The sequence below is a fragment of the Xanthomonas sp. AC360 genome (genome assembly GCF_979258225.1).
Genome location: NZ_OZ409846.1, coordinates 3,797,550 through 3,819,532 on the forward strand (window position 1 = coordinate 3,797,550; position 21,983 = coordinate 3,819,532).

Consider the following 21,983-nt stretch of genomic DNA (forward strand, 5'->3'; position numbering starts at 1 on the left):
AGTAACGGTTCTGTAATAACGGTTCCAGATTCAGTTCCACGGCAGCCTGGCCGTCGCCAAACCATCGCGCCCATGCCTGCGCGCGTATTGGCATAGATCGGCAGCGATGCTGGTAGTGAAACGACAACGGCCGCAGTACGCGGCCGTTGTCGTCAAATCAGGTAGCTAGGATCGTCTTGACGATTCCCGATTCCCGAAAATCAATGATCGCTGGAACGCAGCCCATCCACATCCAGGATCAGCGCCATGCGGCCGTCGCCGATCAGGGTGGCGCCGGCGTAGCCGGGCAGGCCGCGCAGGGCGCGGGGGAGGGGTTTGATCACCACTTCCTCGCGGCCGCGGACCTGATCCACCACCAGGCCGAAGCGGGTTTCGCCGGCCTGCAGCAGCACCACGGTCAGCAGCGGCGGTTGATCGGCGGGCACGCCCAGCCAGCGGCGCAGGTCGATCAGCGGCAAGGTGTGCGAGCGACGGTCGAGCACGGCGCGGCCGTCGAACCAGCCCAGCGAGGTCTGCGGTGCGTGCAGCACTTCGACCACGCGTGCCAGCGGCAGTGCATACACCGCTTCGCCGGCCTGCACCAATAGCGTGGGCAGGATGGCCAGGGTCAACGGCACGCGAATCATGAAGCGGCTGCCGCGGCCCAGTTCGGACTGGATCTGGATCTGCCCGCTCAACTCGCGGATACGCGACTGCACCACGTCCATGCCGACGCCGCGGCCGGAGATATCGGTGACTTCGGCCTTGGTCGAAAAGCCCGGCATGAAGATCAGATGCAGGCATTCGTCGGTGCTCAGACGGGCAGCGGCTTCGGCGTCGATCAGGCCCTTGTTGCGGGCGATTTCGCGCAGACGTTCCGGGTCGATGCCGGCGCCGTCGTCCTGGATTTCGATGCTGACGTAGTCGCCTTCCTGCTGCGCGGACAGGCGCACATGGCCACTGCGTGGTTTGCCGGTGGCTTCGCGCAATGCCGGCGATTCGATGCCGTGGTCGATCGCATTGCGCACCAGGTGCACTAGCGGGTCGGCCAGGGCTTCGACCAGATTACGATCGAGCTCGGTTTCGGCGCCGACCAGTTCCAGTTCAACTTCCTTGGACAGGGTGCGCGCAACGTCGCGGGCCACCTTGGGGAAGCGCGCGAACACCTTGCTCACCGGCTGCATGCGGGTGCGCATGACCGCGGTCTGCAGGCGGGCGGTGGCGATATCCAGCACGCTGACCGCGCGGTCGAGTTCTTCGTCGCGCAGACGGGTGCGCAAGGTCTTCAACCGGTTGCGCGAGAGCACCAGTTCGCCAATCAGATTGACGATGGCGTCCAGGCGCTTGGTATCCACGCGCACGGTCTGTTCGGCTTCGGCGCCGCCCTTGGCGCCAGCTTTCGGTGCGGCCTTGGCGCCCGGCGCCGGCGCGGCATGGCCGTCGTCGTGCGCAGCTGCGGCAGCTGCCGCCTTGGGTGCGGCCTTGACCGCCGGCGGTCCGCTCTTGGCATCGAACTGTGCGATCAGCGACGGCGGTGCATGCGGCACGGGTTCGCCCGAGCCCATCGCATCCAGCATGGCCTGCAGATAATCCAGCGACTGCTGCGCGGCATCGAAGTGATGCGCCTGCAGCACCGCCTGGCCCGAGCGCGCCATGCCGAGGGTTTCTTCGGCGGCGTGGCACAGCTCCACCATGGGCTTGATCGCCAGAAAGCCGGCGCCGCCCTTGAGCGTGTGGAAGCCGCGGAACACCGCGTTGAGCTGGTCGGCTTCGTCTGGCGCCTGTTCCAGCGACACCAGCTGTTCGCCGAGGCGATCCAGGATTTCCTGGGCCTCGACGATGAAATCGGCAGCAATATCGTCTGGAACAGCACTCATGGTTACAACCCCAATCCGGACAGCAAATCGTCGGCGTCGTCTTGCGACACCGCGTGACGGTCCAGGCCCTTGACCGCAGGACCGGCAAGACCGCCGTCGTCTTTCTTCGGCTCGGTGCTCTTGGGCGGCAGGCCCAGCGCGCCGAAGCCTTCATGCACGCGGCGCACGATCCCGGCCACGCGGCGAATGATCTGCCCGCTGAGGTCCTGATAGCTCTGCGCCAGCGACAGCTCGGTGAGGTTGTGGCGCATCTGGTCCATCAGCGCGCCCTGGTCCTGATTCAGACCGCCGTCGCGCAGCTTGTTGGCCAGCTCGCGGCATTCTTCGACCAGATCCAGGGTGCGATGGCTGGCCTTTTCGGTCATTTCCACCACGTGGTCCAGGCGCGAGCAGGCATCGTCCAGTTCGCCGGCTTCTTCGGGCACGGTGGGCAGCTCGCCCAGCGCCTGCCCAAGTTCGCGTGCGAGCCGGCTCAGGCCCTGCATCATCGGACGCGTGCGCAGGGCGGCGAGGTGATCGACCTCGCGCTTCCAGGCAGCTTCGTCACCGCTTTCCAGTGCATCAAGCGCACCTTGCAGACGCTCGATCAACGCAGCGCGTTCGGCATTGGTCTCCACGGTGGCGTTCATCAGGCGGTCGCCGCCAGACGTTCGAATACCTTGCCCAGCTTTTCTTCCAGCGTCTGCGCGGTGAACGGCTTGATGATGTAGCCATTGACGCCGCACTGCGCCGCTTCGATGATCTGCTCGCGCTTGGCTTCGGCGGTCACCATCATCACCGGCAGGTGCTTGAGCTTAGCGTCGGCGCGGATGTTGCGCAGCAGGTCGATGCCGGTCATGCCGGGCATGTTCCAGTCCGTCACCACAAAATCGAACGGGCCCGAGCGCAATGCAGCCAGCGCGCTGTTGCCGTCTTCGGCCTCTGCGGTATTGGTGAAGCCGAGATCTGCCAACAGATTCTTGACGATACGTCGCATCGTCGAGAAGTCGTCCACGATCAGGATCCGCATGTTCTTATTCACATCAAGCTCCTAACACGAAAAAATACGCGAAAAATTAGTCGTCAATTTCGACACCGGCGTCGGCCAGTTCGAAGACTTTGAGGCGGCCGCGCAAACGCACCACGGCCTGGCCATGGATCTGGCAGACGCGCGACTCGCTGACACCGAGCACAGCGCCGATTTCCTTCAGGTTCAATTCCTGTTCGTAGTACAGCGACAGCACCAGCTGCTCGCGCTCGGGCAACTGGCCGATGGCCTTGCCCAGCTCGCGGCCGAATTCGCCACGCTCCATCATCTGCTGCGGGTTGGGGCCACCCTTGGCGGTGGTGTCCAGCTCGCCGTGATCTTCGATGCGCGATTCCAGGCTCAGCACCTGGCCGCGTGCGGCGTCTTCCATCAGGCGCAGGTAATCGGGCAGCGGCATTTCCATCGCGGCGGCCACTTCGGTGGCGGCGGCGGCGCGGCCGGTGTTCTGCTCGATCTTGCGCACTGCGGCGGCGGCGTCGCGGGCACGGCGGTGTACCGAACGCGGCACCCAGTCGCCACGGCGAATTTCGTCGATCATCGAGCCGCGGATACGGATCGAGGCGTAGGTTTCGAACGAGGCGCCCTGGTCGGAGTCGTAACTGCGCGAGGCTTCGATCAGGCCGATCATGCCGGCCTGGATCAGGTCGTCCACTTCCACGCTGGCCGGCAGACGCGCCGCCAGATGGTGGGCGATGCGGCGGACCAGATCGGCGTGCTGGGTCACCACGTCGTTGGCGTTATTGCGCTGCACGGCGCGGTACTGCGCGGTGGCCGTGGTTGCGGTAGCAGTGCTCATGCGGCCACTCCCCGTTGGATGATGCGTTCGACAAAGAACTCGACGTTGCCGCGCGGCACGGTGGGAGCCTGCCAGCGCGAGGTACGGCGTGCGATTTCGGCAATGGCCTGCGCCGACGGACTGGCGGGATACGCCTTGATGACGGGTTGCTGACGCTGCACCGACAGGCGCAACCAGTCGTCCTGCGGCACGTGGCCGAGATAGTTCAGCGACACATCGCCAAGGAACTTTTCGCAGACGCGCGAGAGCTTGTCGTACAGCAGGCGGCCTTCGTTGGGGTCGCGCACCATGTTGGCGATGATCTGCAGGCGGTCCACGCCGCGTTCGCGCGAGAGCACCTTGATCAGCGCGTAGGCGTCGGTGATCGAGGCCGGCTCGTCGCAGACCACCACCACGGTGTCCTGGGCGGCCTGGCAGAAGGTCAGCACGCTGTCGGTGATGCCGGCGGCGGTGTCGATGACCATCACGTCCAGGTCGCGTTCCAGTTCGGAGAACACATTGACCAGGCCGATGTGCTGGGCCGGAGCCAGTTCCGCCATGTGGCGGCGACCGGAGGCGGCCGGCACCACCAACACGCCGCCCGGGCCTTCGATGATCACTTCATCGAGCGTGCAGCGGCCGGCGATCAGGTCGGCCAGGGTGAACTTGGGCGAGAGTCCCAAGACCACATCCAGGTTGGCCAGGCCAAGGTCGGCGTCCAGCAGCAGGGTGCGTTTGCCCATGTCGGCAAGCGCCACGGCCAGGTTGGCGGAGATGTTGGTTTTGCCCACGCCGCCCTTGCCACCGGTCACGGCAATCGTGCGCACCGGGCCCAAGGGCTCGGGACGGGTCGCCGTCAGGGGGAAGGCGTTGGTCAGCTTTGCGTATTCACGCGACTGCATGGTTGTGCTCCGGAGTACAGGGCTTATCGGCAGCGCGCCGTAAATCTTCAAGACGAAGAACGAGACTGGCGGCATTGGCGCGGTGCAGGTCGTCTGGGACCCGCTGTCCGTCAGTCACCCAGGTGATGGGCAGTTGGTGGTCGACCACCACCGACAAGGCGCTGCCGAAGCGGCCGGTCTCGTCGAGTTTGGTCAGCACCACGCCTTGGGGTTTGGCGTGGGCGAAGCGGCGCACGACCTCGTCGAGGTCGGCAAAATGAGAGTTGGCGGGCAGCACCAGCAGCGAGGTGACCTGCTGGGCGGCGCGCAGCCAGTTCAGCTGGGCGGCCAGGGCGCGGTCGCGCTGGCCCATGCCGGCGGTGTCGATCAGCACCAGCTTGTAGTCGCGCAGGCGATCCAGCAGCGCGAGCAGGCTTTCGGCGCTGTCGGCCTCGTGCACGGCGATGCCGAGCTGGCGGCCGTAGCTGTGCAGCTGCTCGCGGCCACCGACGCGCAAGGTATCGGTGGTGACCAGGGCCACGTCGCGCGGGGCGTGCTGGGCGGCGAAGCGCTGCGCCAGCTTGGCGATGGTGGTGGTCTTGCCGGCACCGGTCGGGCCGACCAGGGCGATCACGCCGCCGCGTTCCAGCGGGTCGATCGGAGCCACCGGCAGACGCTTGGACAGCAGGCCCAGCATCAGCCCGCGGCCGCGGTGCAATTCGGTATCGGCCGGGATCTGCATGGCGACATCGCGGGTCAGGCCGGCATCGAAGCCGTAGTCGTCCATCAGCTCCAGCGCCTGCGCACGCACCGGGGAGCCACGCAGGCGCTCGTCGGTGAGGCGGTTCATTTCGCGCTCGATCATCTGACGCATCAGCGCCAGTTCGCCACGCAGCTGCTTGAGTTCTTCGTCGTTCTGCGGGAGCGGCGCGGCGGCCACCGGCACCGCGGCCAGCGCGGCGGGGGCGACGACGATCGGCGGCAACGCGGCTGGCGGCAGGATCTGCGGCAGCGCGTCGTCCAGGCCGAAGTCGGCCTCGTCGTCGAATGCATCGTCGTCCTGCCCATGCGCGGCGTAAGCCGGGGCGGCGAGGGCTGCGGCAACGACCGGGGTCGGTGCCTGCACCGGAGCGGCCTGCACGGCGGGGCGCTGCACCGGGGCGGTAGTCAAAAAGTCGGCGAACAGCTGTTCCGGCACGGCCGACAGCGCGTGTTCCTGACGCTGCACAACCGGGGCGGCGACATCCTGCACGGCCGGCATCGGCACCACGCTGCGGATCGGGGCGGCCACCGGGGCCTGACGCGGCACGCTGACCGGCTGACGCAGGGCCATCGCAGCAATCATTTCTTCGGCGGCGCTGGCAACGCGCTGGCGGTGGCTCATGCCGTTCTCGGCGGCCGGCTTGAGCGGGGCATGCACCGGAGCGGCCGGGCGGGTAGCGGCCTGCGCCGGAGCCTGCTGCACGGGCGCCTGCTGCAGCGGAGCGGTGTGGGTGATCGGCGCATCGGAGCGTGCGGTTTCCAGCGCACGCTGCACGAGTTCTTCGTCGTAGTTGCTGGCAGCGACGATCTCGATGCCTTCAGCGGTACGACGGTTGGACAGGATCACTGCATCCGGGCCGTGCTCTTCACGCACCATGCGGAATGCGGTGCGCATGTCCGGGGCGACAAAGCGTTTGATCTTCATGCCACGTGCCTCCAGGAACGGGACCCGCCGGACGCCGGACGGGTGCGCGATGAATGTGGGTGTGTTGCCAGCGTCATGAGTTGCCTGTCCCGTTCGGTTGTTCCAAGTCCTGCCATCCGCCCCGCAGCGGTGGTGCTGTCTGCGGTCTCGCCAGAGCTAATGCACGCGGCGTGCCAAAACGGCGGTGCTGGGTTTTTGGCGAGTGGGTGCGGGGTGCGCGCGGAGGAGACTAGGTACTGACGCCGAGCCGGGCTTGCTGCGCTAAGTGGATGTTCTGATTGAATTTTTCGACGGCATTGGGTGCCGGTGCGGCGGCGTCCCTGTGTTGGACGGCTGCGCAGATCGCGTCTGTTGGAGCGCATTGAACGCCCGCGCGAACCGCAGCAGCGCCGTGCTCGTCGTGCTTCCCAGGGTCGGTGGCATGCAATCGATTGGGATTTTGCCGAGTGGCGGATTTCCGGCGCCTGGCGTTGGCGGTTGGTGGCCGCCCTGCGGCGATTGCTGGAGGACGCGATAGAGGCTGTCGGGCTATACCGGAGCGCCGATGCAGTCGTAGGAGCGCACCTGGGCGCGATGGGCTGTATCGGTGAAGCCCGTCGCGCCCGCGTGCGCTCCTACGGAAAGGGGGCCACGATGTTGCTTAGTGGTAGGTCGTCGTCCAAGACATCGCGCGTTGCCGCGGTTGAGCATGCAGAGCGGGGTCAACTGCGCCTGGTCAGGGTGCACGCTGCATCTTAGGAGCGCACCTGGGCGCGACGGGGCTGTCCCGGTAAATCCCTCGCGCCCGGTTGCGCTCCTACACAAGCGGTGTCGGCGACGTTGTCCAGTCCGAGCTGTGCTGTCTTCTTGGGATCTCGCATCCCAGCGGTTAACCCTTCTGGATCAAAGCTCACCCGCGTTGTCGGATGACCCAGTACGCCGTAGGAGCGCACCTGGGCGCGATGGGGCTTTCCCGGTAAAGCCCTCGCGCCCGGGTGCGCTCCTACACACGCGGTGTCGGCGACGTTGTCCAGTCCGAGCTGTGCTGTCTTCTTGGGATCTCGCATCCCAGCGGTTGACCCTTCTGGATCAAAGCTCACCCGCGTTGTCGGATTACCCGGTACGTCGTAGGAGCGCACCTGGGCGCGATGGGGCTGTCCCGGTAAGGCTGTCGCGCCCGGGTGCGCGCCTACGGAATGGGGGCGATGACGGTGTGCGTTCGTCTTAGCTAATGGTGCCGACCAGCTTCAGGCGTTTGTCTTCCGGCACTTCGCTATACGCCAGCACCGACAGGCTCGGGACGCTGTGGCGGACCAGGCGGGCCAGGGCGGCGCGGACGGTGCCGGGCACCAGGACCACGGCCGGTTCGTTGCGGGCTTCCTGCTTGCCGACGCAATCGGCCAGGCTCTGGTGCAGGCGCTCGGCCAGACCGGGCTCCAGCGCCACACCGTTACCGTGGGTGGATTCCTGCAACACGCGCTCCAGCTGCGGGGCCAGGGTGAATACCGGCAGTTCGGCGGACATGCCGGCGATCTCCTGCACGATGAAGCGGCCCAGCGAGGTGCGTACCGCGGCGGTGAGGGTGGCCGGGTCCTGGCTCTGCGGGGCGTGCTCGACCAGCGCTTCGACGATCTTGCGCAGTTGACGCACCGGGATCCGCTCGATCAGCAGGTTCTGCAGCACGCGCACCACCACCGACAGCGGCAGCGCCTTCGGGGTGAGGTCTTCGACCATCTTCGGCGCGGTCTTGGCCAGGGTGGCCAGCAACTGCTGCACTTCTTCGTGGCCGAGCAGCTCCGGGGCGTGTTCGCGGATCAGGTGCGACAGATGCGTGGCCACCACGGTGGCCGGGTCGACCACGGTGTAGCCCATCGATTCGGCGTAGGAGCGCTGATGCGGTTGGATCCAGGTGGCATCCAGGCCGAACGCCGGATCCTTGCCGGGGATGCCGTCCAGCTGGCCGAGCGCACCGCCCGGGTCCAGCGCCAGCTCGCGGTCGGGGTAGATCTCGGCGGTGGCCACCGGCACACCATGCACCAGCAGGCGATAGGCGTTGGCCGACAGTTCCAGGTTGTCGCGGATATGCACCGGCGGCACCAGGAAACCGATGTCCTGGGTGAGCTTGCGGCGCACGCCCTTGATACGCGCCATCAATTCGCCGCCCTGGTGCTTGTCCACCAGCGGGATCAGCCGGTAGCCCACTTCCAGGCCCAGCGGGTCGATCGGGCGCAGTTCGTCCCAGCTCAGTTCGGCGCTGGCCTGCGCGGTGGCGGCTGCGGCGGCGGCCTTGGGATCGCTGGCGGGGTCGCCGGTCGGGGCGACCACCAGGCTGCGCTTGTACATTTTCCAGGCGATCACGCCCAGGATCAGGCCGAGCGTCAAAAACGCGACGTTCGGCATGCCCGGCACCAAGCCGACCAGGCCCAGGATGGCGGCGGCCACCGCGAGTGCGCGGTGCTGGCCGAACACCTGGCTGATCATGGCGCCGCGCATGTCCTGCGCCCGCGAGGCGCGGGTCACCAGCAAGGCGACCGAAGACGACACCAGCAGGGCTGGCAGCTGCGCCACCAGACCGTCGCCGATCGACAGCAGGGTGTAGGTGGACGCGGCATCCACGAAGCTCATGTCGTGCTGGAACATGCCCACCGCCATGCCGCCGATGAGGTTGATGAACAGGATCATGATGGCGGCGATGGCGTCGCCGCGGATGAACTTGTTGGCACCGTCCATTGCGCCGTAGAAGTCGGCTTCTTCGCGGACCTCTTCGCGGCGGGCCTTGGCTTCTTCACGCGTCAGCAAACCGGCGTTGAGGTCGGCGTCGATGGCCATCTGCTTGCCGGGCATGGCGTCCAGGATGAAGCGGGCGGTCACTTCCGACACGCGCCCGGCACCCTTGGTGATGACCACGAAGTTGATGATGGTCAGGATCGCGAACACCACGATACCCACGGCGTAGTTGCCGCCGATCACGAACTGGCCGAAGGCCTCGATCACCTTGCCGGCTGCGGCGTGGCCGTCCTGGCCGTTGATCAGGATCACGCGGCTGGAGGCGACGTTCAGCGCCAGCCGCAGCATCGTGGTCATCAGCAGCACGATCGGGAAAATGGTGAATTCCAGCGGGCGCTGCACATAGATCACCGCCAGCAGCACCATCAGCGAGATGGCGATGTTGAAGGTGAACAGCGCATCCAGCACTGGTGCGGCCAGCGGCACCATCAGCATGGCCAGCATGGCCATCAGCGCCAGCGGCGCACCCAGGCCGTTGCGCAGCAACTCCATGACGCGACGGGCATTCAGCGGGGTAGGTTGGGCGCTCATGCGCTGGCTCCCTTGCCGAACTCATCCACGTCCAGCGAGGGCAATTCCGGCATCGGGCCGCCGTTCCAGCCGCGTAACTGGTAGACGTAAGAGAGTACCTGGGCCACGACCGAATAGAGTCTCACGGGAATTTCCTTGCCGATTTGAGCTTCCCTATACAAGGCGCGTGCCAAAGGCGGTGCGGTGACGATCGCCACCCGGTGTTGTTCGCAGGCTTCGCGGATGCGGAAGGCCATTTCGTCCACGCCTTTGGCCACCACGATCGGGGCGCGCATCTTGCCGCCTTCGTATTTGAGCGCCACCGCGTAGTGGGTCGGGTTCATCAGCACCACGTCGGCCTTGGGCACCGCTTCCATCATCTGGCGCTGCGACATCTGCATCTGCATCTGGCGGATGCGGCCCTTCACTTCGGGGCTGCCCTCGCTTTCTTTCATCTCGCGCTTGATCTCTTCGCGCGTCATCTTGAGCTTCCGCATCCAATTCCACTTCTGGTACGGCGCGTCGATGGCGGCCAGCAGCACCAGCGCGCCGGCGGTGTAGAACAGCAGGCTCTTGGTGAAATGCAGGCCGTTGCTGATGGCCTGTTCCAGCGGCTGATTCACCAGCGAGCGCAGGCCGTGCAGGTTCTTGGAGATGCACAGCCAGGCCGCCAGACCGACGAACAGCAGGCGCAGGATCGACTTGACCAGCTCGGCCAGGCTGTTGCTGCCCCACATGCGCTTGATCCCGCTGGCCGGGTTGAGCTTGGTGAGGTCGGGCATGATGGCCTTGCTGGAAAAATGCAGGCCGCTCATCAGCAGCGGGCCGGCCAGCCCGGCCAGCAGGCAGATCCCGATCAGCGGCAGCATCACCCACAGCAGCTGCATCAGCAGGTCGCCGAAGTGGCCGAACAGCGCCATCGGGTTCTCGCGCATCCTCGGGTCGGGGCTGAGCGCGGTCTTCATCCACACCGCCGCGCCATCGCCGATGCCGCCGGCCAGTGCCATCAACCCGAACACGCCAGCGCCGAACACCGCCGCGGTGGACAACTCTCGCGATTGCGGGATGTTGCCCTGCTCACGTGCTTCGCGCAGGCGTTTTTCGGTGGGAAGCTCTGTACGCTCGCCGCCGTCGTCGGACTCGGACATGAAGGTGCCGGTGGGGGATCAGCCTGGTCTCATGCAAGCGGCGTTCCAGTTTCGGAGCGGGAATCGGGATTGGGGAATCGGAAAAGCAGTGGCCGCGCGTTGAGCTGCTGGAGGGGTGTGGCGACGGTGAGGGGCGAGGGCAGCCCGTCGGTCTACAAAAGCGCGGCGAACAAAACTGCGTGACGTCACTCTCGTGCAGGCCGGCTGATCTGCTACTTGGCTGCAGTGTCCTTGCTTGCCCACTATCGCAGGACACGCTGCAAGTACGTCCATGTAAGCGCGGCAAACAAAACGTAGCGAGCAGTCGTCAGGTGGGTGTGGACGGCGCGGAGGAACCGGAGTGTACGGGTGGTACATGCCGATTCCGAGCACCGGCCGCGCCCGCCTGGCGGCTGCACAGTAGTTTTGTTAGCTGCTCCAAGCTCCTTGGTAGCATCCATGCCGCAAAGGGTCCCGCGACGGTGAGCGGGCAAGGACCAGTCACGCTAGTCGCTGTGCTGAGCTTTCACCACGCAACCAGCAGCGGTCTGGCGCAGTGCCTTCTATTCTTCAAAGTCACCAGCCGGCTGTCTGGCGCGGTGTCCTCGCCGCTTGCGGGACCGTTGGCGGCATGGATGCCGCCATCGAGCCCCCAGGGACGGGTTCACGGCGTGTCCCGCGAACGGCGAGGGCACCGCGCACTCGACCTACTCGGCGCTTGGCCTGGGCCTGTGACCGCAGGATGCGGCCGACAAAGCCACTGCGCTCACTGCCCGGCAAACGCTCGCTACGTGCTGTCAGCCGCTCCACGTCCAGGCTGGTGCTCGGCCTGGCTGGGAGTCGTTGAGCATGACGGCTGGGCCGGGAGTCGTTCGACGTCGTTTGTTGCTCAGCTGGCCAGGCGACGCGGGCCGTCGCGTTGGGCGACGACCACTGCAATGAAGCGGTCGGCTTCCATCGGCCGGCCCAGCAGATAGCCCTGCAGCTGGTCGCAGCCCAGCCGTTCCAGGGTGTTGCGCTGGGCGGCGGTTTCTACGCCCTCGGCCACCACCTGCAAGCGCATGGTGTGGGCCAGCGCCACGACGGCGGCGACGATGGCGATATCTTCGGCGCCGCTGTCCATGGCCTGCACGAAGCTGCGATCAATCTTGAGCTCGTGCGCGGGCAGCTTGCGCAGGTAGAGCAGGTTGGAATAGCCGGTGCCGAAATCGTCGATGGCAATGCGCACGCCCAGTGCATTGAGCTGGCCAAGCGTGCGCAGGCAGGCCTCGGCATCGCGCATGGCCATGGTTTCGGTGATTTCCAGGGTGAGCTGGCCGGGGGCGATCGTATGCTCGGCCAGGGTGGTGGCCACTTCGTCGAGCAGGCTGGGCGAGGCGAGCTGGGTGGCCGACAGGTTCACCGCCACTCGCCAGTCGCCGTGGCCGTCGTCGCGCCACGCGCGCATCTGCCGGCACGCCTGCTGCAGCACCCAGCTGCCGAGCGGGCCGATCATGCCGCTGCGTTCGGCCAGCGGAATGAAGCTGTCCGGCGGCACCAGGCCGCGTTCTGGATGCTGCCAGCGGATCAGCGCCTCGGCGCCGATCGGGCGGCCGTCGTCGGCGCAGTATTTGGGCTGGTAGTGCAGCACGAACTGGCCCGATTCCAGGGCGCGCGGCAGATCCTGCAGCAGTTGCAGGCGCTCGCGGGTGGTGTCGGTCATCGCGCGCTCGAAGAAGCGGTAGCGATTGCGCCCGGCCTGCTTGGCATGGCCCATCGCCGCATCGGCGTGCGTCATCAGCTGGTGCTCGCTGCCGGCATCTTCCGGATACAGTGCAATCCCGATGCTGCTGCTCAGGCGCAGCTCTTGATCGCCGACCAGAAACGGCACCGCCAACGCCTGCACCAGATGCCCGGCGATGGCCGCCGCATCTTCCGGGTCGGCGATATCGGCCACCAGCACGAACTCATCCGCGCCCAGCCGCGCCAGGCTGCCGTGCGCACGCCGATGCGCGCTCAGGCGTTCGGCCACCACCACCAGCAATTGATCGCCGACCCGGTGGCCGTAGCCGTCGTTGACCACCTTGAAGCCGTCCAGGTTGATCAGCATCACCGCAAAGCGCTGCCCATCGCGTTGCGCGCGCTCGATGTTCTGCAGCACGTGCTCGTGCAGCAGCACCCGGTTGGGCAGGCGGGTGAGCGGGTCGTGCAGGGCGGCCAGCGCCAGATCGGCGTTGGCCTGCGCCAGCGATTGCGCCAGCACTTCGGTGTGCTGCTGATGGCGGCGCGACAGCACCGAAATCACCAGCGCCAGGATCAGCAGGCCCAACGTGACCGCTACCACCACCGCGGTCAGCCACGACAACGGCAGGTGCGCTCCGGCGGCCGCGCCGCAGATGCTGCCAGGTGCGAATTGCGCGGCAGCCATGCCGGTGTAATGCATGCCGACGATCGCCACGCCCATGATAAAGGCGGCAATCATGCGCAGGCTGTAGCGGCGGCCATCGTGACGCAACCGGAACGCGATCCACAGCGCGGCGGCAGACGCACCGATGGCGATCGCCACCGACAGCGCGAACAGCGCCGGGTCATAGGTGATGGCAGGCGACATGCGCAGCGCGCTCATGCCGATGTAGTGCATCAGCGCGATGCCCAACCCCATCAGCACCGCGCCCAGGCCCAGCCGCGGCCAGGGCAGTTGCGGTTGCGAGGTCAGCCACAGCGCCAGCGCCGAGGCCAGGATGGCCGCCAGCATCGAGTAGGCGGTCAGCGCCACGTCGTAGCCCAGCGGAATCGGCAGCTGGAAGGCCAGCATGCCGACGAAGTGCATCGACCAGATGCCGATGCCCATCGCGATGGCGCCGCCCACCAGCCATGCGGCGGCGATGCCGCCACGGCTGGCGGTCATGCGGGCGGCCAGATGCAGCGCGGTATAGGAGGCCAACACGGCCACCACCAGCGACAACAGCACCATGCCAAGGTTGTAGGTTGCGACCACCCATCCAGTTCCGACGTCGAAAGACGCGCTTGCTCAAGGAGCTAGCGACCCGCTGCGCGCGTTCTTGAGCACGCAATGGCGCAGCGCAGTGGATCAGGCGACCGAAACCTCGGGTTCTTCCGGTTCGATGCGATTGCGGCCGTGGCCCTTGGCCCGATACAAGGCCTCGTCCGCACGTGCCAGCAGCGTGGCGGCGGTGTCGCCGATGCGAAACCACGCCACGCCGATCGAGCAGGTCACCTGCAGTGGCCGCGCGGCACCGACGTCGTACAGCGGCAGGCTGATCGCTTCGTGGATGGCGCGCAGCCGGTGCTGGCTCTGACGGGTCATGCCGGGCAGCAGCAACAACAGTTCTTCGCCACCGTAGCGGCCCACCTTGTCCGAGTCGCGCAGGCAGGCGGTGAGCCGTGCGCCCACCTTGGCCAGCACCGCGTCGCCAGCCAGATGGCCGTGTTCGTCGTTGACTTGCTTGAAGTGATCCAGATCGATCAGCACCACCGCCAACGCGTGCTCGGCATGCGCGCAGGCCTGCAGCTCTTCGGTCATGGCGTCGAGAATGCCGGAGCGGTTGAGCAGGCCGGTGAGCGCGTCGTGGCTGGCCTTCAAAGCCAACGCCGCGCGGGCGCTTTCCAGGTCGCGTTTTTCGCGCTCCAGTTGATAGGTGCGTTCGGCTACCAGCTCGGCCAGCATGCGCTCGCGCGCCACCAGATGGCGGTGCCGCCAGCTCCACAGGCCGATCAGCAAGCCGCCGCCGATCAAGACATACAGCGCAATCGCCGGCGGGCTGCGCCACCACAACGGCGCTACTGCAAATGCCAGATCCACCACCGGCGATGCGGTGCGCCGATAGCGGTCCAGCAGCTGCACCTGCAGGCGGAAATGCCCGGACGGCAGCGGCGGTTGGTCGATCGACAGATCGTCGCTCTCGATCCATTCGTTGTGCAGGCCACGCACGCGATAGCGCACGGTCAGCCGGCTGGGGTCGTCGTAGACCTCCATCGTCGACAACTCGATATGCAACGGCGTGTCGCTCCAGGCCAGCAGTTGCCCGGCGCGTATCGGCACGCCGCCGCGACTGACGCTGTCGATGCGCACGCTGGGCTGGCGCTCGTCGAACAGGCGCGCCGGATCCGCCAGGTGGCTGACACCGCGCGCGGTGCCGATCCACACCGAGCCGTCGGGATCTTCAAAGAATGCGGCTTCGGAGATGTCGTCCCAGATCAGGCCCTGCGACTGCGACAGATGCGCCCAGCGCTCGCCGTTATAGACCTCCACGCCGCGTGCGTGGCCCACCCACACCCGGCCCAGGCTGTCGCTGCGCATCAGGTACACACCCGCGTCGCGCAGCGCTTCGTCGTTGATCGCCTGCAGGTCCAGACCATCGCCGAGCAACATGCCGTGCCACAGGCCGGGGCGATAGAACGCCAGCCACACCTCGCCGCTGTCGCTGATATGGAACTTGCTGATCCACGGATCAGAGTCGCCGCCGTTGACCTTGACCTTGACCTTGGACCAGCGCTCGCCCTGCAGGCGAAACAGCCCGTTGGCACTGGAGACCCACAGAGTGCCGTCTGCGGTCTGCTGGATATCGGTGTAGGCGATCGCAGGCATGTCGGCGACAGGCTGCAAGGTGCCGCCGTCCAGCGGGCGCTCGATCACGAACAGTCCGCCGAGGGTGAGAATCCACAGGCGCCCTTGACGGTCGTTATAAAGGCGCCGTCCGGTACGCGGAAGTTTGCCGGCCTCGGCGCTGCGTCCGTCCGGCCAGTTGCGGCGCACGAAGCCGGCAGAATTGAGCGTCCACACGCTGCCGTCGGTAGTGCGCGCCAAGCCGACGATCTGGATGCCCGCCTGCGGCAGGGCCGGCACAAACCGCTCGCCAGGTCGGGCCTGACGGCCTACGCCGTGCTCGTTGCCGACCAGCAGTGCGTTCTGCGCATCGCGTGCGATGGACCAGGTGGATGGGGCCGGCATCCCTTGCGAGGCGTCCCAGTTTTCGATCCATTCGTAGCCGGCCCAGCGCACCAGGCCTTCGCCATCCACGGTCATCCAGACGTCGCCGTCGCGGTCCACCACGATCGCGTCGCTGCTGCCGGGCGGCAGCCCGTTCTCGGTGCCGAAGCTGCGCCATGCGCCATTTTCCCAGCGCGCCAGACCGTCGTTGCGGCGCACCAGCACACGCCCTTCGCGGTCCATCACCAACGGCGCCTGTTGCCCGACCGTGTTGCTGTCGAGCAGCGGCAACGGCCGCACGCTGAACCGGCTCGCACCTGGTGCGCGGTAGAGCAGGGTGCCGGCACCACGCGCCCACAGCCCGCCGTCGTTGTCGCGCAACACGCTGTACCAGCGATCGACCGGCACGCCCTCGTCGGGCCCGTAGACCTGTACCTTGCGTTGCGCATCGATGGCGCACAGCTTGCGTCCGCAGCCGACCCACAACGTGTCGCCTTCCACCGACAGGCTCAGTACTTTGGAGAGATCGGGCAGGCGCACGCGCGTGGCGGTGTCCAGCAGATACTCGCTATGCCAACGGCCGTTGCTGCGTGCGCGCAGCACTTCCAGTTCGCCGCCATTGGCGATCACCGTGCCCCATGCAGGGCTGGCAAGCAGCAGGCCTTCCTGCAGGTGCTCGGCTTCATCGCGCGCGAGTTTGCGAAAGCCATGCTCGTCGCCGACGAACAACGCCTGGAAGCCGGCGACCCACAGACGCCCATCGGGCGCTTCGCTGATCGAAGTAATCGGTTCGTTGCGCAGGCCGTCCAGCATCACCTGTTGAAAGATGCGGCCGTTGTAGCGATACAGCCCGCTCTCGGTGCACACCCACATCAAGGTGCTGCGGGTCTGCAACAGGCAAGTACCGGCAAGACCGAGCAGGCCCTGGTCGTGGGCATAGCGACGGATGCTGGCGCTCTGTGCGCTGGCCAGATCGGCAAACGACAGCAACGCCAGCAGCAGCATCGCAGCAAACGATGCCCCTCGGCCTGACGACCTCCCTTGGCGGTGCAAGAACCCCACGAGCGTTGCAATCTCCCACGCATCGGTGCGTGCGGTCCGCGCCCCTCGCGCGGTGTCTCACGCTTGCCATTGGCAGCCCCCATAGCAGGCCGCGTTATATCGACTAGCGGCTGTTCACGCGCTTTACTTTAGGACACCACCCTTGCGCATTGTGCAGCTGCCAGCAAGCACGACTGCAGTCTGGGAGGGGCGTGTGGCATGCAAAGACTACGGTTTGGTGTTATCGACAGGTTGAGTGTTGCGCGCTACGCGTGCTCGCCAGCGTGCGTCACGTGGCAATCGATGCTGGCACGATCGAGCGGGCGCGACTGCTGCACTGCCACACATGGATGCGCTGGATCGGCCGAGACTGCGACCAACACCGGTGTTCGATCCAGAGAGTGCGGCGGCCGCGACCGCGCTTATCTGCAGGTAGTGCTGGCATTCGCTGCTGCATTCGCTGGATGGGTGCGGATGCTTTGCCACCGCCAACATCGCTGTATCTACGTGCGGTGGTGGCCCGCGCGCGGCGATCAGTCGGCGCGATTGTCGGGTACTGCAAGCGCAATGAGGTGGCCAGCGTCGTAATCGATGCAATTGCGTCCGCGGCGTTTGGCGCTATACAGCGCGGCATCGGCGCGCGCCAACAATTGCTCGAGGGTTTCGCCGGGCATAAACCACGCCACGCCGATCGAACAGGTGACGTGCAGCCAGCCGCCATCGATGGGGTAATCGCCGCAGATACCACGATGCAGCGCGTCCAGTCGGTGCGTGGCTTCGTGCGTCAGCCCCGGCAGCAGCGCCAGCAATTCTTCGCCGCCGTAACGGCCGATACGGTCGTCGCCACGCACCAGCGTATCCAGCCGGCGACCGACCCCGGCCAGCACCGCATCGCCGGCCAGATGCCCGTGCTGATCGTTGACCAGTTTGAAATGATCCAGATCGATCAACACCACCGCCAGCGGTCGCGCCGTCGCATCGGCCCGCAGCAGCATGTTGCGTAACGCGGCAAGGATGCCGGCGCGATTGAGCAGGCCGGTGAGTTCGTCGTGGGTGGCCTTGAGGGCAAGTTCGGCACGTGCCGATTCCAGGTCGCGCTTGTCCTGTTCCAGCTCGGCAGTGCGCTCGGCAACCAGTTGTTCCAGCTCGCGCTTGCGCCGCAGCAGTTTGGCGGTGCGCCAGCGCAACAGCGCAATCACCGCGGCGATCGCCAGCAACACATAGGCGATCAAGGCGGGAATGCTGCGCCACCAGGGCGGACTGAGCGCAAAGGCGAACCGTGTGATCGGGCTGGCACTGCGCTGGCCGGCGTCCACTGCCTGCACCTCCAGCGCATAGCGGCCGGGCGGCAGCAGCGGATAGGTGATGTGGCTGAGCGAGGTGCTGGTCCAGCTGGCCTGGTGGCCTTCCACGCGGTAGCGGAAGCTGATGCGGTCCGGGCCGCCTTCGGCGCCGGGCGTGCTCAGATCCACGTCCAGCGGAACCTGCGACCAGGGCACCTGCGCACCGGCGGCAAGGGTCTGTTCGCCACGCCGCACGCGCAGCACTTCCACCCGGAGCGGCGGCGACGCGAACACACGTGACGGATCGATCAGGTGGGTCAACCCGCGGCTGCTGCCGAGCCACACGCTGCCATCGACGTCCTCGAACAGCGCATTGGCAGACACGTCGTCCCACAACAGGCCCTCGCTGCGCGTGGTGCGCGACCAGTGCCCATTCTCCAGCAGGTCCAGGCCCTGGCTGCTGCCCAGCCACAAGCGCCCCTTGCTGTCGTGAGAGAGGATGAACGGCATCACGCGCGACACCAGCGGGTCGTTGACTGCGGTCAGCGTGACCGTCGCCGCGTTCTGCACGGCGCCATGCCAGAGCCCGGTGTCGCGCAAGGACAGCCAGAGCTGGCCGTCGGCCGAAAAATCCAGCAGGAAGTAATCGTGGCTGGGCAGGTTGCCGTGCACCTCCACCTGCAGCCAGCGGCCATTTTTTTCCTGGCGATACAGCCCTTTGCGGGTACTGGCCCACAGTCGCCCCTGACGATCCACATCGATATCGCCCACGAACGCCGCCGGCACGGCCTCTTCGCGCTTGGCCTGCAACGGCAGCTCGGGCGGGACGGAGTACAAGCCACGCGGCGTGGTGACCCACAGCACGCCACCCGAATCGAACAACAGCTTGTTGGTGGGCAGCCCAAGCTGCAGCACGTCGAAGGTCTTGCCCGTCTGCGGGTCGCGACGGGAGAGGGCGCCCGACGAGCGCGCCACCCAGGCCGCGCCATCCTTCGGCGACAGCGCGATGGAGATCGATTGCAGCAATGGCTCGCCGTTGGCGAGTGTCCACGGCTGCATGCGCCCGGTCCGTGGATCCAGCACATTGGAGCCGGCATCGCCGCCTACCAGCAGCTCACCACTTGGCAGCCGCTGGATGGCCCAGGTCGGCGATTCGGCCAGGCCCTGGCTTTCGTCCCAATGCTCGATGTTGCCGTAGCCCAGCCAGCGCTGCACCCCCAGCCCGCGCGTGCCGATCCATAGCTGGCCGGTGCTTTGCATCATCAACGGGCCCACCATCGGGCTGATCGACAGCCCCTGGTCGTGCCCGAAATAGTGCCAGTGATCGCCTTCCCAGCGCACCATTCCGCGGTCGGAGCGGGTAATGAGGCGGCCCTGCGCATCCTCCGACAAGGTGGTTGCGCCAGCCAAGGTGTCGAACCTGCTGCCGGCTGGAGGCGCATGGTCGCGGAACACGCGCTCGCCTGCTGCGCGCGACATCACCATGCCGCCACCGCGCAGCCACAGGTCGCCTCGATGGTCGCGGAACACCGCGCGCCATTGCCGTTCCGGCACACCGTCGGCATCGCCCAACTGCGTGATGCGTCCGTCGGCATCGATGCGGCAGACGCGTTTTCCGCAACTGGCCCACAGCGCGCTGCCATCGGCAAGCAAGGCTTTCCCGGCGGGCAGGGTGGTGCCGTCGTCCAGGCGCAACGGCAGCACCCGGGCGCTCCAGCCGCCTGGCTTGGTCGGCGTCAGGTGCAACAGCTGATTTTCGCTGACCACCACCACGCCACCCGCGTACGCGGCGATCACATTGCCGCTGTCGGCACGGATCGGTGCGCCGTCATGCAGCACCGGGCTGAAGGTCGTGCCATTGCGCACGAACACGCCATTGGCGCTGGCCACCCACAAGCGCCCGCGCGCATCCAGCGTCAACGCGCGGATGTAGCGCGCGTCCAGGCCGCTTTCCTGGCCGACCGGGATGAATTGTTCGCGTTCGAAGCGATGCAATGCCAGTTCGGTGCCGACCCAGACCACACCCTGTCGATCTTCGAGCAGGCTGTTGACGGTCATACCCTGCAGGCCATCGGCCTGTGCGTAATCGCGAAAGCTATAGGTTTTCGCCCATGCGCTGCCTGCGATCAGCCATCCGAGCAGACACAGCGTTGCCAGACGACGCAGCGCCTTGCCGTGCGTACCAGGTGAAACGAACAGCGCAGACACGTTGGGCATCGGCTTTCGCGGAAAGGGGGGCGTGCGATTGAACGGGCCAATCGTCCTCAGCGTTGACGGCGAACAGGTGCAAAACTTGAGCGTCCGTACGCTTAACCCGTCAGTTCTCTGGCGGAGTCAAAGGCGGTATCGAACATGCGCTGCACCGGTGGCGCGAACTCGCTTGCAAAGCTGGACAGCAGGAACAGCCCCAGTAAGACCGTCAACGGCAAGCCAAGTTGCATCGGGTTCAATGCCGGCGCCGCCTTGGCCAAGGCACCGAAAGCCAGGTTGACCGCCAGCATCGCCACCATCATCGGCAAGGCCAGGGTCAGCCCGCCGCGCATGATCTGCAGGAACAAGGTGGGCGCCACCTCCGCGAACGCGCGGGCGTCGGGAATGGCTGTGCCGATCGGCAGCGCCTTGTAGCTGTCCACCAGCAGCGAAATCACTGCCAGGTGCCCGTTGGCCGCAAAGAACAGCAAGCCGAATCCGATATAGAACCACTGCGCGATCACGCCGGAGGTCACCCCGCGCATCGGGTCGGACATCTGCGCAAACGACAGGCCGGTGGACTGCGACACCAACTCGCCGGCCAGCGCGCCCGCCTCGAAGATCAGCTTCAGCATGAAGCCCATGCTTGCGCCCACGGCCAGCTCACGCGCGATGCTCAGCACCGCCTGCGCCGTAAAGCCATCCCATTCCGGTACCGGCGGCAGGATCGGCGCCAGCACCATCGACAAGGTCCCGGCCAGCATCACCCGCACCCGCCCGGGCACCGCACGCGTGCCGATCAACGGCATGGCCGTGAGCAGCGCGCCGGTGCGCAGCATGGTCCACATGATCGCCCCGACCATCGCAAACGCGCGCTGGCCGTCGATCACCATCTGGGTAGCGGAATCCATCCGGTCTGGTCCGCTAGCCGATCAAATGCGGAATGCGCTGGAACAGCGCAATGGTGAACTCCACCAGATGCCCCAGCAGCATGCTGCCGGTGGCAAACAGGGTCGCGGTCAACGCCACGGCCTTGGCCACGAAGCCGATGGTGGGCTCATTCAATTGGGTGGCGGCCTGCACCACGCCAATGACGACACCGACGACCAACACTGCCAGCAACATCGGTCCGGCAATCCACAGGACGGTGACCAGGCCACCACGTAATTCAGTCAGGGCGATTTCAGGGCTCATGGGGAGTGCTGATGCAAGTGCGGTGCCAAAGGGCGGGATTGGGGATTAGGGAGTGGGGATTCGTTGGTGAACGGGGATGTGAGTTGCCTCGTGTTGCACTGTCTGTCGCTGTCGCTGTCGCTGTCGCTGTCGCTGTCGCTGTCGCTGTCGCTGTCGCTGTCGCTGTCGCTGTCGCTGTCGCTGTCGCTGTCGCTGTCGCTGTCGCTGTCGCTGTCGCTGTCGCTGTGGACGTTGGCTTGGCTTGGTTTTGGCTATGGTTTTGAGCTTCGCCTTCGCCTTCGCCTTTTGCCGTTGGCTTCCTATCCCCCATACCGCAGCGGCAAGCCGGGTAGATACAACCCGCAGGGCGGCGCGCATGGATGCGCGACGTTTTTGTAAGGGACATGGATGTCCCTTACAAAAATTTCTACCCGGCTTGCTTACCCGCAGCGCCTTGGCGCGGAGGGGCGCGAGGACGGGGGTGTGTTTCTTTGGTTACTTTCTTTGCACAAGCAAAGAAAGTAACTCGACCCCCGAAGGGGGCCGAAAGCTCTGCACTTGCTTGTGCTTGTGCGCTTGCTTTGATATCGGAACAGTAGATCAAATGCTTTCACGCCTTACGGGCGCGAGTCACTTTTCTTTGCTTGTGCAAAGAAAAGTAACCAAAAGAAAGCACACCCCGTCCTCGCGCCTTCCGCGCTACGCGCTCCAGGTCCGCATGCCATCCGGGAATTTTT

Annotated in this window: 14 protein-coding genes, 1 other RNA gene and 1 pseudogene; 2 read left to right on the plus strand and 14 right to left on the minus strand. The window is 66.1% G+C overall.

Annotated features, from left to right (window positions below):
• Positions 1 to 200 precede the first annotated feature (200 nt).
• The 9 genes from ACZZ0O_RS16250 to ACZZ0O_RS16290 all read right to left on the minus strand — a co-directional run bounded on the left by ACZZ0O_RS16250 (position 201) and on the right by ACZZ0O_RS16290 (position 11,007).
• The gene (locus ACZZ0O_RS16250) at positions 201 to 1,856 is read right to left on the minus strand and encodes a chemotaxis protein CheA (protein WP_115512910.1); all 1,656 of its coding nucleotides are present in this window, start codon (positions 1,854 to 1,856) and stop codon (positions 201 to 203) included.
• 2 nt (positions 1,857 to 1,858) lie between these two features.
• A complete protein-coding gene (locus ACZZ0O_RS16255) occupies positions 1,859 to 2,485 on the minus strand; it encodes a protein phosphatase CheZ (protein ID WP_055854552.1) in 627 nt (208 codons plus the stop codon).
• The gene (gene cheY / locus ACZZ0O_RS16260; protein WP_055854550.1) at positions 2,485 to 2,877 is read right to left on the minus strand and encodes a chemotaxis response regulator CheY; all 393 of its coding nucleotides are present in this window, start codon (positions 2,875 to 2,877) and stop codon (positions 2,485 to 2,487) included. Before cheY ends, ACZZ0O_RS16255 begins: the two co-directional genes overlap by 1 nt.
• Before the next feature lie 34 nt (positions 2,878 to 2,911).
• The gene (locus ACZZ0O_RS16265) at positions 2,912 to 3,679 is read right to left on the minus strand and encodes an RNA polymerase sigma factor FliA (RefSeq protein WP_011037072.1); all 768 of its coding nucleotides are present in this window, start codon (positions 3,677 to 3,679) and stop codon (positions 2,912 to 2,914) included.
• Positions 3,676 to 4,560 (minus strand): MinD/ParA family protein, encoded by an 885-nt coding sequence (locus tag ACZZ0O_RS16270; RefSeq protein WP_055854547.1) that lies wholly within the window; start codon positions 4,558 to 4,560, stop codon positions 3,676 to 3,678. Before ACZZ0O_RS16270 ends, ACZZ0O_RS16265 begins: the two co-directional genes overlap by 4 nt.
• Entirely contained in the window at positions 4,547 to 6,226 is a 1,680-nt protein-coding gene (gene flhF, locus ACZZ0O_RS16275) for a flagellar biosynthesis protein FlhF (protein ID WP_463591277.1), read from the minus strand. The genes ACZZ0O_RS16270 and flhF overlap by 14 nt, the downstream gene beginning before the upstream one ends.
• A 1,203-nt stretch (positions 6,227 to 7,429) precedes the next feature.
• Positions 7,430 to 9,523: a flagellar biosynthesis protein FlhA gene (gene flhA, locus ACZZ0O_RS16280; protein WP_055854540.1), complete on the minus strand. Its 2,094-nt coding sequence runs from the start codon at positions 9,521 to 9,523 to the stop codon at positions 7,430 to 7,432.
• Positions 9,520 to 10,650 carry a flagellar biosynthesis protein FlhB gene (gene flhB, locus ACZZ0O_RS16285; RefSeq protein WP_055854538.1) on the minus strand — a complete coding sequence of 377 codons (1,131 nt, stop codon included), beginning with the start codon at positions 10,648 to 10,650 and terminating at the stop codon, positions 9,520 to 9,522. The genes flhA and flhB overlap by 4 nt, the downstream gene beginning before the upstream one ends.
• A gap of 281 nt (positions 10,651 to 10,931) precedes the next feature.
• A non-coding RNA gene (locus ACZZ0O_RS16290) (sX9 sRNA) lies at positions 10,932 to 11,007 on the minus strand.
• A 35-nt stretch (positions 11,008 to 11,042) separates the two neighbouring features.
• On the opposite strand from ACZZ0O_RS16290, the pseudogene ACZZ0O_RS16295 reads away from it, so the two are divergent.
• Positions 11,043 to 11,336 (plus strand): annotated as a pseudogene (locus tag ACZZ0O_RS16295) (hypothetical protein); the annotation flags it as partial.
• Positions 11,337 to 11,518: 182 nt separating this feature from the next.
• On the opposite strand, the gene ACZZ0O_RS16300 reads toward ACZZ0O_RS16295, so the two are convergent.
• The 5 genes from ACZZ0O_RS16300 to ACZZ0O_RS16320 form a co-directional block, all read right to left on the minus strand.
• Positions 11,519 to 13,606, minus strand: coding sequence for a putative bifunctional diguanylate cyclase/phosphodiesterase (locus ACZZ0O_RS16300; RefSeq protein ID WP_463591278.1), 2,088 nt, complete (start codon positions 13,604 to 13,606; stop codon positions 11,519 to 11,521).
• A 93-nt stretch (positions 13,607 to 13,699) separates the two neighbouring features.
• Positions 13,700 to 16,621, minus strand: a complete 2,922-nt coding sequence (locus tag ACZZ0O_RS16305) for a diguanylate cyclase domain-containing protein (RefSeq protein WP_463591279.1) — start codon at positions 16,619 to 16,621, stop codon at positions 13,700 to 13,702.
• Positions 16,622 to 17,133: 512 nt separating this feature from the next.
• Positions 17,134 to 20,100 carry a ligand-binding sensor domain-containing diguanylate cyclase gene (locus tag ACZZ0O_RS16310; RefSeq protein ID WP_463591280.1) on the minus strand — a complete coding sequence of 989 codons (2,967 nt, stop codon included), beginning with the start codon at positions 20,098 to 20,100 and terminating at the stop codon, positions 17,134 to 17,136.
• Between the two features lie 92 nt (positions 20,101 to 20,192).
• Positions 20,193 to 20,984, minus strand: coding sequence for a flagellar biosynthetic protein FliR (gene fliR, locus ACZZ0O_RS16315; RefSeq protein WP_005996206.1), 792 nt, complete (start codon positions 20,982 to 20,984; stop codon positions 20,193 to 20,195).
• 13 nt (positions 20,985 to 20,997) lie between these two features.
• On the minus strand, positions 20,998 to 21,267 hold the full coding sequence (locus ACZZ0O_RS16320) for a flagellar biosynthetic protein FliQ (protein WP_055854528.1): 270 nt from the start codon (positions 21,265 to 21,267) through the stop codon (positions 20,998 to 21,000).
• 66 nt (positions 21,268 to 21,333) lie between these two features.
• Here ACZZ0O_RS16320 and ACZZ0O_RS16325 point away from each other — a divergent pair, with 66 nt between their 5' ends.
• Positions 21,334 to 21,645, plus strand: a complete 312-nt coding sequence (locus tag ACZZ0O_RS16325) for a hypothetical protein (RefSeq protein ID WP_463602894.1) — start codon at positions 21,334 to 21,336, stop codon at positions 21,643 to 21,645.
• The last annotated feature ends 338 nt before the right edge of the window (positions 21,646 to 21,983 follow it).

Bases quoted from the DNA above. Each gene is read 5' to 3' on its own strand.
- ACZZ0O_RS16250 (WP_115512910.1), bottom strand. From the start codon at position 1,856: ATGAGTGCTGTTCCAGACGATATTGCTGCCGATTTCATCGTCGAGGCC.
- ACZZ0O_RS16255 (WP_055854552.1), bottom strand. From the start codon at position 2,485: ATGAACGCCACCGTGGAGACCAATGCCGAACGCGCTGCGTTGATCGAG.
- ACZZ0O_RS16265 (WP_011037072.1), bottom strand. From the start codon at position 3,679: ATGAGCACTGCTACCGCAACCACGGCCACCGCGCAGTACCGCGCCGTG.
- ACZZ0O_RS16270 (WP_055854547.1), bottom strand. From the start codon at position 4,560: ATGCAGTCGCGTGAATACGCAAAGCTGACCAACGCCTTCCCCCTGACG.
- flhF (WP_463591277.1), bottom strand. From the start codon at position 6,226: ATGAAGATCAAACGCTTTGTCGCCCCGGACATGCGCACCGCATTCCGC.
- flhA (WP_055854540.1), bottom strand. From the start codon at position 9,523: ATGAGCGCCCAACCTACCCCGCTGAATGCCCGTCGCGTCATGGAGTTG.
- flhB (WP_055854538.1), bottom strand. From the start codon at position 10,650: ATGTCCGAGTCCGACGACGGCGGCGAGCGTACAGAGCTTCCCACCGAA.
- ACZZ0O_RS16310 (WP_463591280.1), bottom strand. From the start codon at position 20,100: ATGCCCAACGTGTCTGCGCTGTTCGTTTCACCTGGTACGCACGGCAAG.
- fliR (WP_005996206.1), bottom strand. From the start codon at position 20,984: ATGGATTCCGCTACCCAGATGGTGATCGACGGCCAGCGCGCGTTTGCG.
- ACZZ0O_RS16320 (WP_055854528.1), bottom strand. From the start codon at position 21,267: ATGAGCCCTGAAATCGCCCTGACTGAATTACGTGGTGGCCTGGTCACC.